At 61.8% G+C, this 14,422-nt stretch carries 13 protein-coding genes; 9 read left to right on the plus strand and 4 right to left on the minus strand.

Annotation, left to right across the window (positions count from 1 at the left end):
- Positions 1-79 precede the first annotated feature (79 nt).
- The 3 genes from ACZ1JV_RS05930 to ACZ1JV_RS05940 all read left to right on the plus strand — a co-directional run bounded on the left by ACZ1JV_RS05930 (position 80) and on the right by ACZ1JV_RS05940 (position 5,778).
- Entirely contained in the window at positions 80-1,822 is a 1,743-nt protein-coding gene (locus tag ACZ1JV_RS05930; RefSeq protein ID WP_465148759.1) for a CocE/NonD family hydrolase, read from the plus strand.
- A gap of 39 nt (positions 1,823-1,861) precedes the next feature.
- Positions 1,862-2,761 (plus strand): alpha/beta hydrolase, encoded by a 900-nt coding sequence (locus ACZ1JV_RS05935; RefSeq protein ID WP_465148760.1) that lies wholly within the window; start codon positions 1,862-1,864, stop codon positions 2,759-2,761.
- 302 nt (positions 2,762-3,063) lie between these two features.
- The gene (locus tag ACZ1JV_RS05940; protein ID WP_465148761.1) at positions 3,064-5,778 is read left to right on the plus strand and encodes a DUF5695 domain-containing protein; all 2,715 of its coding nucleotides are present in this window, start codon (positions 3,064-3,066) and stop codon (positions 5,776-5,778) included.
- A 606-nt stretch (positions 5,779-6,384) separates the two neighbouring features.
- On the opposite strand, the gene ACZ1JV_RS05945 is transcribed toward ACZ1JV_RS05940, so the two are convergent.
- The gene (locus ACZ1JV_RS05945) at positions 6,385-6,729 is read right to left on the minus strand and encodes an SDR family oxidoreductase (RefSeq protein ID WP_465148762.1); all 345 of its coding nucleotides are present in this window, start codon (positions 6,727-6,729) and stop codon (positions 6,385-6,387) included.
- A 241-nt stretch (positions 6,730-6,970) separates the two neighbouring features.
- Here ACZ1JV_RS05945 and ACZ1JV_RS05950 point away from each other — a divergent pair, with 241 nt between their 5' ends.
- Positions 6,971-7,465: a response regulator transcription factor gene (locus ACZ1JV_RS05950; RefSeq protein ID WP_465148763.1), complete on the plus strand. Its 495-nt coding sequence runs from the start codon at positions 6,971-6,973 to the stop codon at positions 7,463-7,465.
- A gap of 46 nt (positions 7,466-7,511) precedes the next feature.
- Here the strand turns inward: ACZ1JV_RS05950 and ACZ1JV_RS05955 are convergent, their stop codons facing one another.
- Positions 7,512-8,573 carry an alpha/beta fold hydrolase gene (locus tag ACZ1JV_RS05955; protein ID WP_465148764.1) on the minus strand — a complete coding sequence of 354 codons (1,062 nt, stop codon included), beginning with the start codon at positions 8,571-8,573 and terminating at the stop codon, positions 7,512-7,514.
- Positions 8,534-9,130: an AfsR/SARP family transcriptional regulator gene (locus ACZ1JV_RS05960; protein ID WP_465148765.1), complete on the minus strand. Its 597-nt coding sequence runs from the start codon at positions 9,128-9,130 to the stop codon at positions 8,534-8,536. The genes ACZ1JV_RS05955 and ACZ1JV_RS05960 overlap by 40 nt, the downstream gene beginning before the upstream one ends.
- A 169-nt stretch (positions 9,131-9,299) precedes the next feature.
- Here ACZ1JV_RS05960 and ACZ1JV_RS05965 point away from each other — a divergent pair, with 169 nt between their 5' ends.
- The 5 genes from ACZ1JV_RS05965 to ACZ1JV_RS05985 all read left to right on the plus strand — a co-directional run bounded on the left by ACZ1JV_RS05965 (position 9,300) and on the right by ACZ1JV_RS05985 (position 12,625).
- The gene (locus tag ACZ1JV_RS05965) at positions 9,300-9,422 is read left to right on the plus strand and encodes a hypothetical protein (protein ID WP_465139642.1); all 123 of its coding nucleotides are present in this window, start codon (positions 9,300-9,302) and stop codon (positions 9,420-9,422) included.
- A 32-nt stretch (positions 9,423-9,454) separates the two neighbouring features.
- Positions 9,455-10,360 (plus strand): hypothetical protein, encoded by a 906-nt coding sequence (locus tag ACZ1JV_RS05970; protein ID WP_465148766.1) that lies wholly within the window; start codon positions 9,455-9,457, stop codon positions 10,358-10,360.
- A gap of 29 nt (positions 10,361-10,389) precedes the next feature.
- Positions 10,390-10,977, plus strand: a complete 588-nt coding sequence (locus ACZ1JV_RS05975; protein WP_465148767.1) for an OsmC family protein — start codon at positions 10,390-10,392, stop codon at positions 10,975-10,977.
- Positions 10,978-11,305: 328 nt separating this feature from the next.
- The gene (locus ACZ1JV_RS05980; RefSeq protein ID WP_465148768.1) at positions 11,306-11,596 is read left to right on the plus strand and encodes a hypothetical protein; all 291 of its coding nucleotides are present in this window, start codon (positions 11,306-11,308) and stop codon (positions 11,594-11,596) included.
- A gap of 150 nt (positions 11,597-11,746) precedes the next feature.
- Positions 11,747-12,625 (plus strand): M1 family aminopeptidase, encoded by an 879-nt coding sequence (locus ACZ1JV_RS05985; protein ID WP_465148769.1) that lies wholly within the window; start codon positions 11,747-11,749, stop codon positions 12,623-12,625.
- Between the two features lie 256 nt (positions 12,626-12,881).
- Here ACZ1JV_RS05985 and ACZ1JV_RS05990 read toward each other — a convergent pair whose 3' ends face one another.
- The gene (locus tag ACZ1JV_RS05990) at positions 12,882-14,414 is read right to left on the minus strand and encodes an alpha/beta hydrolase (protein WP_465148770.1); all 1,533 of its coding nucleotides are present in this window, start codon (positions 14,412-14,414) and stop codon (positions 12,882-12,884) included.
- Between the last annotated feature and the right edge of the window lie 8 nt (positions 14,415-14,422).

The following is a 14,422-nucleotide window of genomic DNA, read 5'->3' on the forward strand; positions in this document are numbered from 1 at the left end:
GTCCGCCTCCGACATTCCCGCGGCCTTCGTTCCGCCAGCGATTGAGCGCGACTATCAGCGCCGCACTTATGAGATCCCGATGCGTGACGGCATCCGGTTGCACACGGTTGTCGTCATCCCGAAAGGGCTGACGTCGGCGCCGATGCTGCTCGATCGCACGCCCTATGGCGCCGATGCGATGACGAAGCAGCAAGACGGCCCCAAACTGGGTGATATCCTGTTCCCCAGCTATGCCGACCTTGCGCGGCACGGTTACATCATCGTGGCGCAGGACGTGCGCGGCAAGTTCGCGTCCGGCGGCGACTATGTCGTCAACCGGCCCTTGCGCGGCCCGTTGAACCCGACCCGCACCGACCATTCGACCGATGCCTGGGACACGATGGACTGGCTGGTCCGGCATATTTCCGAAAGCAACGGGCGGGTCGCCACGATCGGCGGCAGCTACGATGGTTTCACCGCGCTGATGAGCCTTGTCGATCCGCATCCGGCACTCAAGGCTTCGGTGGCGATGAACCCGATGGTCGATACCTGGAAAGGCGACGACTGGTTCCACAACGGCGCCTTCCGTCAGGAGATGCTGAGCTACATCTACAACCAGACGGCAGACAAGCACTCTGCCGTGCGGTGGCCCGTCACCGCGCAGGACGATTATGAGACGTTCCTGCACTTCGGTTCGGCCGGGGCCTTGGCAGGTGCCATGGGCATGGACCAACTGGCGTTCTGGAACCGTCTGGTGGCGCATCCAGATTACGACGCCTATTGGCAGGATCAGGCGCTCGACCGCATTCTGGCACGCAAGCCACTGACGGTGCCGACCATGCTCGTGGACGGTCTCTGGGATCAGGAGGACAATTACGGCGCACCGGCGGTCTATCAGGCGGTGAAGGCCAATGCCCGCGAAGTGCATCTGGTACTGGGGCCGTGGTATCACGGGCAGCAGAACGGTTCGGGCGCCAGACTTGGCCCGCTCGACTGGGGCCAGCGCACTGCCGAATGGTTTCGTGCGCATGTGCTGATCCCTTTCCTCGACGAACATCTCAAGGACGGTGCGCCGCAAGCCGGTATCGCGCGGGTCGTGGCCTTCGCCAGCGGAGACAACCGTTGGGAGAACCTGCCGGACTGGCCTGCACCGGGAGGCAGCGCGCTTCCGCTTTACCTCGATACCGATGGCAGATTGTCCATCGGCGGTCAGGATATATCCTCCGGCTACGACGAATACGTCAGCGATCCGGCCAAGCCCGTGCCCTATCGCCCGCAGCCGGACCTTTCCATCTACGGCCCGGATTCAAGCTGGGATACATGGCTGGTGGATGACCAGCGCTTTGCCGCATCGCGCCCCGATGTCCTGACCTACACATCGCCCGTACTCACGGCACCGCAGCATATTGCCGGGCAGCCGATCGCCCATCTCTATGCCTCGACCACCGGGAGCGACGCGGACTGGGTCGTCAAGCTGATCGACGTTTATCCGGCCGCCGTGCCAGAGCAGCCCGCCATGGGCGGCTACCAGTTGCCGATCTCCATGAACATCTTGCGCGGACGGTATCGCAAGAACCCGGAGCATCCTGAACCTATCATCCCCGGCCGGGTCGAGCGCTACGATATCGTCCTGCCCGATGCGGACCACGTTTTCCTGACGGGTCACCGGATCATGGTGCAGATCCAGTCGAGTTGGTTCCCCCTCTACGACCGTAACCCGCAGAGCTACGTCACCAATGTATTCCGCGCCGCACCCGGGGATTACGTCAAGGCCACGCAGCGCCTGTTCCATGCACCCGATGCGCGCAGCGAGGTTCTGCTACCGCTCGCGGCGCGTTCGTGATGCCGTTCCATCCATCCCCCTCTGAAAGACGACCATCTCATGAAACAGGATATTGCATTCACGAGCGCCGGCATGACGATTGCGGGGTGTCTTTACACACCGGACCTGCCGAACGGGCGCGCGCTCATCGTCGGACATCCCGGCAGCTCCACGAAGGAACAATCGCCCGCGCTCTATGCCAGCAAACTTTGCGAGCAGGGCTTTCATGTGCTGACGTTCGATGCCGCTCATCAGGGTGCCAGCGGTGGAGAGCCGCGCGGACTGGAAGATCCCGCCCAGCGTGTGGAGGATTTCAAGGCGGCCTTGTCATGGCTACGAACCCTGCCTGATCTGGCGCCGGAACGGATTGGCATCCTCGGCATTTGCGCGTCGGGCGGGTATGTCATTCAGGCCGCAGCCGGAGATCGGCGCATCGGCGCGGTGGCGACAGTCGCGGCAGTGGACGTTGGCCGGCAAATTCGCGCCGGTGCCGACGGGCAGCAGGATCCCGCCGTCCTCGACGCATTGCTCGCCAGCGCCGCCGAGGCCCGTTCCCAGGCGGCGATGCGCGGCGAAATCGGCGCATTCCCGATCTTCCCTGCGGACGAACCCGCGGCGCGCGCCAGCGGAGAGCATGTCTTCGAAGGCTGGCACTATTACTGTACGCCGCGCGGCGATCACCCGCGTGCGGCCAAGGCGCTCACTTGGGACAGTATCGACAGGATGGCGACATTCGACGCCTTCCGCTTCATTGGCATGATCGCGCCGCGTCCGGTCCTGATGATTACCGCAGAGAAGGCAGTGACGGCATGGATGACACACGAAGCCTTCGATCAGGCGGAGGAACCCAAATGCCTCCACACGATCGAAGGTGCCACGCACGTCGATCTCTATGACCAGAAGCGCCCGGTGGAAGAGGCTGCTGCCGTGATTTCGGACTTCTTCATGCGATGGCTCTGACTGACCAAACACCATGCTGACGCAAAATTGCCGGTTGAACCCGCAAAGCAGGTCAGAATGTCCGCTATCGAGGCTTGCGGCCGATCCCTCGTCTGCAACAGACCGGCGATGAGGCGGTTCAGACAGTTTGGCCATCGTTTGATATTACGGCAATCATCATCGTTGCCTGAGTTAAAATATACGATATACCTTTGTGTCTTTGGCGGGGGTGAGCCTTGGACAGCGCTGACGATAACGCACTCGACATACCGTTCAGAAGCCGCAGTACCCCTAAGCGCCAGGTGCGCAGCAAGCCTGCGGGTATGCATGATCGACGTACTTTGATCCGTGCGGGGCTCGCGGGCCTGTTCCTGCCCGCGTTTGAAGCGCCGCTGCTGGCCGCGGCGTCGCCTCCGCCAGTTTCGCGGACGGTCAGTTCCATCCTCGGCGGACCCGGCAAACCGTTCAAGCTGGGCTTCGACCGCGGGCGCGTGACGAGCCTCTCTGCCGCATCGCAGAGTGTTCCGGGAGATTTCATCCACGCTGGCGCCGGTTTGGGAAATGCTGCGGGAACCTACCGCATCGCAAATGGCCCGTGGCAGCGTTTCGACACGCGCAAGCTGGAGCCCGAGCGTGTCAGGACGACGGAAGATGGGTTGCAGGCACGCTATTTCCTTGCGCCGGGAATCTCCGTCACTTGCTGCCTTGTCCTCGGGGGCGATGGGCTACGCCTGACCATCACGCCTTCCAACGACACAGCTTTGCCGATCGAGTTCGGTGATCTTGCACTTCCGCTGCCGATAAACATGATTCACGCGGCAAAAGAGGATCCTAACGCGGTTCTCAAGCATAGCTTCATTTCCGGCCGCAGTTCGCACATCTTCTGGCAGCGCAGGGACAGTCTCACCCCTTGGCTTGCCATGCTCCCCGAAGCTGGAGCCGCGCTTGAGTACTGGGATGCCCCCAAGGATTCGCCGGACCTCTATCGGGTGTTTTTCCACGCTGCCGCGGAAGTCGCAGCCGTGCAGGGGGCGGGTTCGCGCTGGCGTCTGCCGGCAACAAGCCTCGCACTGGCACCGGGAGAATCCGTTGAAAGAGGCGTTCGTTTCCTGCTCGTGGACGGCTACGCCGCGATGCGCAGGACCATCGCCCGGCACGGGTTGATCGACGTAGAGGTCATTCCCGGCATGACCGTACCGACGGATCTGGAAGTGACGCTTTCGCTGGACTCAAGTGTACCGGTCGTCCGGCTGGAGCCCGAACACTCCGCGCACACCGAATTGACCCCACTGGGTGAACGGGCCGGGCGAAAGCTATTCCGCCTTCGCTTCGCTCGTCTTGGCGAAAACCACGTCACGCTGCATCAGGCGGACGGGGGGCGGACCACGCTGGAATTCTTCGTAACCGAACCGATCGAAACGATGATTGCCAAGCGCGGGGCCTTCATCGCCGCACACCGTCATCGCGATCCGACGAAATGGTACGATGGTCTGCTCGCCGAGTGGAACATGGAGAGCGAAACCCTCCTCGGCCCGGACAATTACGATCGGATCAAAGGCTGGCGTATCTACGAGGTGACTTGCGACGATCCGGGCCTCTCCAAGCCCGCCTTCCTTGCCGCCAAGAACGCGGAATATCCGGTGCAGGCCGAAATCGACGCCTTGGATGACTATGTCGAGCACTTCGTCTGGGGCGGGCTCCAGCGCACGACCGAAGAGCCATGGCCTTACGCACTGTACGGAATTCCGGACTGGAAGCACAACCGCGACAGTGCCGATCCGGGTGACAAGGGCCGCAAGCACTTTTGGCGCCCTTACGACTATCCGCACATCGCGCTGATGTACTTCGCGCTCTATCGCATAGCACGCGACCGGCACGGCTTCCACACCCGCCTCACCGCAACCGACTATCTCGAGCGTGCTTTCGGCACTGCGCGGGCCATGTTCACCATCCCCAAGGAAATCGTTGGCTGGGAAGCGGATTCCACCGGCTTCTATAACGAACTGGTGATTCCGGACGTGATCGACGCGCTGCGGCGGGAAGGGCTCACGGCGCAGGCTGACGAACTGGCCGGGCACTGGGAGCGCAAAGTCGCTCACTTCGTGAACGAGGTCGACGATCTCTTCGCCTCGGAATACGCTTTCGATTCCACTGGCTTTGAATCGACGCAGGCGATTGCCCGCTATGCGCTCGACCGGCCGGAGCGCTTCCCGCCCGAACGTGCGCACGCTTTCGCGAAACGTCAGATGGATGCCAACCTGTTCTGCCGGGGGTGGTTGCAGCCCTCGTACTATACCCTTGGCAGCGATTACCGCGCGCAGGCGGGCGATGCCTATACCTTGAGCTACATGGCGCAGATGGGCGGCTGGGCCATCCTCGATCATGCCCTCCACGATGCGTCCGATTACCGTCCGTTGCTGCGCCTCGGCCATGCCTCGGCGCTGAGCAGCTGGGCACTGCTGAACAGCGGCACGCCGGAGAGCGACTACGGTTACTGGTACCCCGGCAAGGCCAACGACGGCGGCGCCGGGGGTGGCTTCGAGCCCGCTGCTCTTAGCGAGACATGGCTGAACCAGCCCAATCGGCATGGGTCATGGTACTATTCCTGCGAAATCGACCTCGGCTTCTGCGGAGCCCTGCGTGCGGCAGCAACCACGCTGGTGGACGACGCGCTGTTCGGCCGCATTGCCCTTTCCGGTGTGCTGGAAGAGCGCAATGATCAGCTTTTGATCTATCCCCGCGACGGTGTGCGCCGTCGCTTTCACGCGCGGCTCGCAGAGCACTCGCTCGATATTCACTTGCTTGACGACGGGCGCTTTGCGCCTGACGCGCCCATCCAGGTCAGCCCTCCGCTTGATCAATGTGCGTTCGAGATCGAACACTCGGCCGGGCCGGCCCGCACCTTGCGTCTTCTGATTTCGGGCGACAATGGCATGCGTTGGAAAATAGCAGGAGCGACCCGCCTGCGTCCGGGGGAATATGCGATCAGAGTAAAAGAAGGCGCGCTGCGAACCAGCCTAAACGCTCGAGCCGGTTAAACCGGGTAGGTCAGTTTGCGCAGTGCGCCGACGGCGGTTACGGCATGAGCGGCCATTACGTCCTGCGCGCCTGACGACGGGGCCAGATCGGCAGGCGACATCTGCCGTGGTGACGGGGGGAAGGGCGTCTATCCTGAGGCACTTTCCTGCAACATGCCGGTCTTTTGCGGGGCAAAAATAGCCGGATCGCGTTCAAACCGAAGGTAGTATTATTGAGATCGATGACTTGGGCAGAGACGCTACCGGCTCGAGGCTGAATCGGCCCGGTTTCTGGGCAGCATGGCGGCTGGAAAATTGGGCAAGATAGGCACCGCTGACCTGAGCACGCTTTCGGATGGAGTGAATTGATGGAACAGAATGGTTCGAGTCCGGAGCAAGAGCGCAACGCGGCGATCTATGTTGCCGTAATGGATGGGGCGACCTTCGGGCAGCTTGCCGAGAAGTATGGTATCAGCAGGGTCCGTGTGCAGAAGGCTTACGCACGGGAGCGAGAAAACGCATGGGAAGCGCGGAGGCGCGGTGAAAGCAGCTACCGTGATCGACCGTTTCCTCCGGACGTTTGAAACCGACACATTCGCTCGGGCATGACCATGGCCTTCTTTCTGATCAAGCGGCGAAGCCGCCATCAATCGTGTAGAGGCCGGCGGTCACGAATTCGGCTTCTGCGCTGGCCAGCCAGGTGACGAGGTTGGCAATTTCCTCGGGCTTGCCGTGGCGAGGCAACGCCATGAAGCCGTGCAGCGCTTCTGCCATCGCACCCTCGGCGGGGTTCATTTCGGTGTCGATAGGGCCAGGCTGAACGACGTTGACGGTTATCCGTCGTGCCCCGAAATCGCGGGCCAGACCGCGCGCCCCGGAAGCTCGTCGGTCAAGGCAACGGCGCGGGAGGCCACCTTGGCGACTAGTACTTCCGCAGGCGGGAGGTGTCGCTCCGCTGGTTGCTGCTGGCACCCGGCGACGACAACCGCCAGTACGCTCCCGGCGAGCGTCGCCGGTGCCTTCCAGATTCGCCCGCGCATGTATCGAAACTCCAGTTCAGTAAGTTGGAGCGGGCTCTCGCGCAGTCAGGTTGGGCTTGCGTTGAGGTTTCATGGAGGTTTTGTGGAGAAGGCTGGAACCATCTTCCTGCGGGGCTATCGTGCGGTTGGAGCCGATACCTGCGGAAGATGCCGAATGAATGCCCTGATCCTGATTGCGGAAGACGAAAGCGAGATCGGAGATCATCCGCGCCTATCTCGAGCCCGAGGGCTTCAGGACAGTCCATGCCGCGAGCGGGCAGACGGCGCTTGAATTCCATCGGGCATTGCGGCCCGATCCGGTCCTGCTCGACGTGTCGATGCCACGGGTCGATGGGTGGGACGTTCTCGCTAAAATTCGCCGCCGCGGCCAAACCCCGGTCATCATGGTGACTGCGCTAGAGCAGGATCTCGACAAGCTTCAGGCCCTGCGCATCGGCGCCGACGACCATGTCGTGAAATCGTTAAACCCGGTGGAAGTGGTTGCACGGGTCAAGGCCGTGCTGAGGCGTTCCGGCATTGCCGAGAATGCTGCGATTATCCGCTCGGCCCCTTGGAAATTGATATCGCAGGCCACTGCGCAAGGGTCATTCGGGCCGCGCCTTGATGAGCAATCGAGCTGGACCTTCCCTAGTAACGCCGAACGTCGGCTTTCGGGATCGTCGGAATGACTGCCAAGCGACCGTTTTCGGGCGGTCGCTGTCGACCAGCGCCTTGCTACTTGAATTGGCTTTCCGCTTCCAGGAATGCCCGGATAGCGCCTGCGGCTCGCGGCCAGGCGGGCTCTTCCTCAAGCACCAGATGATTTAGGCTGTCGAGCTGGACGAACTGCGAATTGGGAATGGTGGCGGCCAGCCCTCTGCCCGATGAGAACGGAATAACCGCATCCTTGTCCGCATGAAGTACCAGAGTAGGCGTCATGACCTGAGGTACCAAGTCTCGCACATCGATTTTCCCGAAGGCCTCCTGAAGCCGCACCGCGTTTTCGGGCGACGCCGAAACCTTCTGGAGCTCATTGAACCAGTCCGCAGCCTGAGGCGGCATGTCGGGGAAGAAGAGGGAGGTGAACATCTGCCGGAACGCAGGATTGTTCCTGCCCCAACCTGTGCCCGTCAGCGTGACCATCGCCCTACGCATCGCGACTTCGTCCGGCGTGTCGCGCAGTTCCCAGCCAAGTGCATAACCGCCGTAGAGCACCAGCTTGCGCACCCTGTCCGGATTGCGCACTGCATAGGCAATCGCCACGCTGCACCCTTGCGAGACGCCGAACAGATCGAAGGTCTCCAACCCGGCGGCATCGACGACGCTGGAAAGATCGTCGACGAAAGCCTCGAACCCGATGTCGCGAACGTTCCAGTCCGACAGCCCATTGCCCCGCTCGTCATAGCGGAACAGGGTCCGGTACTGGGCCAGATTGCGTATCCAGTGCTGCCAGACGGGGCTGTCGAAATCGTGTTCTAGATGGTTGAGCCAATTCGCGGTCTTCACAAGCGGCGGACCGCTGCCGACGCTCGAATAGGCCAGCCCGGTTCCGTCCCTTGCCGTGCAGAAGCGCACTTGCTGGTGCAGGGCCTGCTCGACAACGACCTCGACGTCTGCCGGGGTGCTGCCGCCAGCCGGCCCGATCTTCGCGCGCAACTGACCCGGCACACGCAATTCTGCCGCGTCGAGCGCGCGAATGGCTGCGCCGCGCTGTTGCTCCGCCTCCTGCACCCGCCCGCTTGACCGCAAAAGGTCGATCATCGTGGTGCGCGCGATCGCATCGTAGGGGTCGAGCACCGACCAACGCCGCGCCATGCAAGGGCCTGATCGCGCCTCTCCTCCTGTTCGGCAAATCGGCCAACCAGTTCGCGCAGGATCGTCAATTGCCAGCGGCGCGTATCCTCCCGCATCGCCACCAGCCAGCCCTGGAAGGTATCGCAGGCCCGCAATTCTGCGCCTTCCAGAAACTCTCCTTCCGGCGCGATGGCGGCTTCGAGGATTTCGGAATTGACCTTGCGCACATCGCCGCCGGCAACCTCGCGCAGCTTGCGCCAGTCCACGCTGATGTCCGAACAATCGAGCGAGACGGTCTCCCCTTCGGCGACCAGCCGGGCGCGACCCGCCTCATCAACCAGGGGGCGGATCTTGGAAAGGCTCCAGCGCAACGCGCCCCTGGGATCGTCCGGCAGGTCCCACAACAGGCCGCACAAGTGCTCCCGCCGCGCCGGGCGGTCGGTGGCGGCCAGATAGGCGAGAAGCGCCCGCGTCTTGCGGGAGGAAGGGAGTGAAACGCCTTCACCCTCGTGACGCAGCGCCATGGGACCGACAAGATCAAGGGCAATCCGCACCTGCATCCACCCTTCCTTGCTGCCCCCCAGCAGCCATCCGCGCGTGGTAAATTAGCAGATCGGGCTTCAAACGCCAATTTCCACGCCGCTTCCCACGCCGACTCTCACGGCCTCCCCGCACAACATTCCTACCGGCCCAATCAGGGGCCAGGGATTAAAGCGAAAGGCCCATTCCATGAACACTGCCCTTCAAGCATTCGCCCGCTGCGCCGCGCTCAGCCTGCTGGCTGCGCTGACCTCCAGCTTCGCCGTCAGCACCGCCGTCGGCCCCCTGGCGGGCGCCTTCACGCTGGCCTGACGGCAATATCGTCCTCAGCGGAGAAAACGCCCATGTACGCACCCTTTTCCTACGGCGATGTGCTCGCATCGTCGCAGAAGGCCGCCTGGCAGCTCGATGATGTGCTGCCAGGCGATGCCGAACTGGATTTCACCCGCCCGTTCCTGCCGGAAGCTCTGGCGCGAACGGGTGGCTCCGGCCTTCCGGACCGCGATCGCCTGCTCCTCAACCAGATCAGGGCGCACGAATACCTGGCCCTGTTCGGGCTGGTCGAGGAGTTCATCCTGCCCTTCGTGCTCGATCACGCCCGGCCGCTGTTGAACGGCGACGACCTGCGCGTGCGCGCGCTTCTGCAATTCGCAGGAGAGGAGGCCAAGCACATTCACCTCTTCCGCCGCTTCGCCGATACCTTTTCACGCGGTTTCGGTGAACGGTGCCCGGTGATCGGCCCGGCGGAGGCCATCGGGCGCGCCGTCATGGCGCACGCTCCGCTCTCGGTCGCCTTGGCCATTCTTCATATCGAATGGATGACACAGGCCCATTACCTAGAATCCGTGCGCGGCGATCGCCAGATCGAAGCGCGCTTCAAGAGCCTGTTGCGCCATCACTGGATGGAGGAAGCGCAGCACGCACGGATAGACACCCTGATGGTGGAGGCACTGGTCGAAGGCCTTGATGCCACGGATATCGAGGCTGGATTTCGCGGCTACCTCGCCATCGTGGACTTTCTGGACGGCGGGCTGGCCCAGCAGGCGGCCATGAACGTCACCGTGTTGGAGAGCCGGATCGGCACGCTGGGACCGGGCGTAAGAGAGCGGCTGGTGAAGCAGCAGCATCAGGCATCGCGCTGGACTTTTCTGGGCTCGGGCATGGCCCACCCCCGCTTCCGCCAGACGCTTGCCTGGCTCTCGCCCGATTTCATTGTTCGGCTGGACGCCATCGCCCCCGCCTACGCCTGACCATTCAATCGTTAAGAAAGGAAATCACCATGGAACATGCAGTATCGAATATCGTCAACGGGATCGATCTTGCGGCCCTGTCCGAAGTCGTCGCCGCCATCCAGTCCGATCCGGCCACCGCCCGCGTCCGCTTCCGCGTCACCACGCATTGGTCAGGGCGGACGCGCAGCGAGTCTGTTGTCGAGGCCTTTGAGCTGGCTGGCGAGAGGATCGAAAGGCGCTTCAAGGTCGTGGCGGACGAACCCGAAGAACTTCTGGGAACGAACAGCGCGCCAAACCCACAGGAACTGCTGATGTCGGCTCTCAATGCCTGCATGATCGTGGGCTATGTCGCGCAGGCCGCAGTGCGCGGGGTCGAACTGGAACGGCTGGAGATCGAGACGACAGGCCAACTCGATCTGCGGGGTTTCCTGGGGCTCGATGACGGTGTCCCGCCCGGTTACCGCCAGCTGGACTATACCGTGCGCATCGGCGGCAACGGCAGCGTCGAACAGTTCCGCGACATCCATGAGGCGGTGATGAAGACGTCTCCGAACTTCTTCAATCTTGCCCAGCCGATTTTCATGAACGGCCGTGTCGAAGTCGTGAATGTCGATAGCGGAGCTATCACTGCGTGATGCCAACCCGGTCATGCCTTGTCACTGGAAGGCATGGCCGGGTTCGTCTTTGGTACCGAAGTTTCTTCCGCCTTGGCGACGTCGTCCCAATCGAAACGGAAAGAAGCATGCTCTGCCATATGAATTGATAGCTCGCCGCGCGTCCGCTTCCTAACAAGCAACAGGCAAGCAATAGCCGGCCTCTTCACGTTTTTCTCGATCGCCCATTGCTGCGGGTCTGCTCCACGCTACGCTATCGTTCGCCCATCGAAGTAGGAGATTTCAGTTGCCGTGTTTTCGGCTTGTTGCTTCCACGCTCCTGTTTGGAATCGGAAACGCTGGATCAGCCTTGCTCGCGAACCCCGCCCTTGCTGATCCGACACGCGGCGCGGGCTTCGACGTTGAAAGCTACGATCTGGCGCTTACGCCAGATATGCGGAACGAGACGGTTGCTGGCCGCGAAACGATCCGCTTCCTTGCGATCGACGACGGGCTACAGCAGCTCAGTTTTTCGGCGAATGCGCTCACCATCGACAGCGCGACGCTCAATGGCGTGCCCGTCTCCCCAGCCTTGAAGGGGGACAGTCTCACGTTCGACCTGCCCACACCGGTTGCGCGCGGGCGCTCGATGACACTTTAACTCGCCTATCATGGACGCCCTGCGCGCGGCTTCTCACGATCGGCAACGTCCCTCTACACAAGCTATTTTGCCTGTGACTGGATGATCTGTCGCCAAAACGATTTTGGAGACAAGGCAGCATTCTCGCTTGCGCTTCGCGTGCCGGCGGGAATGGACACGATCTCGATCGGTCGGCTGGTGTCGAAACGGGCGGGGCCAGACGGCAGTGAGATCCAAACGTGGAAGGCGGCCCGGCCATATTCGGCCTATCTCTATGGGTTCGCCGTCGGGCAGTTCGCCACCGTCAGCAAACAGGTCGGATCGGCCAAGCTCATTTATCTCAGTGACGTGGCCGATGTGAACGAATTAGAGCAGCGGTTTGCTCCAACGCCTGAAATGGTTCGCTTCCTTTCGGAAAAGGCAGGTGTACCGCTTCCCGTTGCCGAATACCGCCAGCTCTTGATCAAGGGTGACGAAGCGCAAGAGGCCGCGACTTATTCCGTCATCGGGATGGACGAGTTGCCGGCAAGTAGTGACCTCCCTGATCAGGATTGGGTGATCATCCATGAGCTTGCGCATCAATGGTGGGGCAATCTCGTCACCTGTGCGAGCCTCGAGGATTTTTGGCTGAACGAGGGGATCACGACGTTCTTGACAGCCGCTTGGAAGGAACATCGTTACGGCCACTCTGCTTATGAGTCCGAACTCGACATTGCTAGGGGGCGACTGGATAAGGTGAGGGCCAAGGGCTATGACAAGCCACTTGCTTGGGGCGGTCATTATCCCACGCTTGGAACGCGCCGCGCCATCCAATACAGCAAGGGTGCCCTGTTCATGGACCATCTACGCACCACGCTGGGGGATGCGGCTTTCTGGTCCGGGCTAAGCCGCTTCACCCGCGCCCATGCTGGGGGTGTCGTCACTAGCATTGACCTTGAACGCGCGATGGAAGCTGCGAGCGGCCGAAATTTGCGCCAGATTTTCGCCGATTGGGTCTTTGGTGATCCGTCAGAAGCGGAAGGGCCTGCTTTTCCAAGCTCCGCCCACTAGGAAGCGATCTTCAATCCACTCGAGCGCGACGATGCGATAAACGCGGGTATCATCTCCCATCCCGCAAGCCGTGCCGTTAGAACCGGCCAGGTAATCCGCCATTTGCGCCATTCGCATGGACGCCATCCAGCGAGGCGGACGGCCGGCTTTCGGGATCACCGGAGTGGTCGCCGTATGTCTGAATTGAGGGCGGAAGCAGTCATGATGCCCTGAAGATGGCTGACGCGCCTTTGCATCGGGAGCGCTATTAAATTCCTTAACGACGTCTGGGCGGATGCAATTGGGCAACGAGCCAGTCGCTAACGAGCCCGAGAACTTCTCGTGCGGGGGCGGGGCCGGAATTGGGAAGCTCCTCGAGGCTGGTGGATGCCACATGATGGAAGTTGTGGTCCATGTCCGCGATCTCGATCACTTGCGCTTTTGGATTGGCTGCCAATGCCTTCTTTGCGGCGGGAAGATTATCGGCGGCCGGGACGATCAAATCGCGTGAACCATAGAGCGCCAAAACCGGTACGCGCAGCTTGACGAGTTGTTGCTGGAAGTCGGCCGTATACACCTCAAGAATAATCGAGCGCACGACCTGTAACGCCGCTTCGGCCTGCTCTCGGCTGAAGTGGCACGCGATAAATGCCTCAATCACAGTTTGCTGCAGAGGCATGATCTCGCTCGTCGGTGAGTTCCGGAGTTCCGCTTCAAACAACCGCTCCACCCTTGCAGTTACATTTTTTACTGCCGCCGGATCGGCGCCGCCTTTGAGGAGCGCGTTCTCCATGAGCACGAGGTTCAACTCATGACCTGGCCCAGGAAGCGCGGGCACCGCTGCAGGCCCTGCGAACATCACAACGGCGGCAATCGAGGGATCCTGGGCCGCAAGAGCCGGCCCCACCGCGCCGCCTTGGCTATGACCGGCGAGGGCGATGCGCGCAGCGTCGATGTCGCGCCGGTCGCGCAGGAAGCGCACGGCGGCAGCGCCATCAGTCTCCATATTCTTGAGCGTGTCGATGAACTGGCCGGTCGATTGCCCAACACCGCGCTTGTCATAGGTGAGCACGGCAAAGCCATCGTCCAGCAGCTGTTGTTCCAGGCGTGGGAACCCGCCGCGCTGGCCAGGCCCACTACCCGACAGCAGCAGGACCGCAGGAAATGGCCCTGTCCCATTGCGGGCGGGTATTCGCAGCCTACCGGCAAGAGTCACGCCAGGTTCCGATATAATCGAGACGTCTTCGGAGATGGCGCGAGGCCGAAAATCTGGAAAGGCATTCGCAATCTGCGTGGCGCTCGGATGCCCTGTGGTGAAAAGCACTGGGCCCAATCCCACTTTCCCTTGCATCTCGCCCATGGCGAGCGAGAGAAATTGCGACCCAGGTGGTATCCGGGAAGTTGCGACGCCTCGCACGGTAAAGAGTTTCCAGTGCGGGGTGAGCGTGACGCTGGCACTCGCCAGGCTCTTTTCTTCAGGGGTTGCTCCGTGGATGGTGACCGTCACACGCAGTGGCTGCTCCGCGCGTGCCCAGAACATGCCGCTCAAATGTTCACCAACATACAGTTCGAAGGGCACTGTAGTTCCCGAGCCAATCGACCAAGCATCTGCCGCCGGAATGTGCGGTTCCACCCACACTATTGCGGCGCCGGGAACCTCATTGTCTCGCGCAAACCGCGTGGCGGTTCCGTAAATATTGAGATCGTCGACGCCGACGATCTGGGACCGTTCGCTCCCCCATGCCGAATTCGCGTGCAAACCGAACGCGCAGGCAAGCAAAATAAGCAGAGACCGAATGGGAGAAACCATCGTCGAGC

Source organism: Novosphingobium sp. BL-S-19 (genome assembly GCF_055521675.1).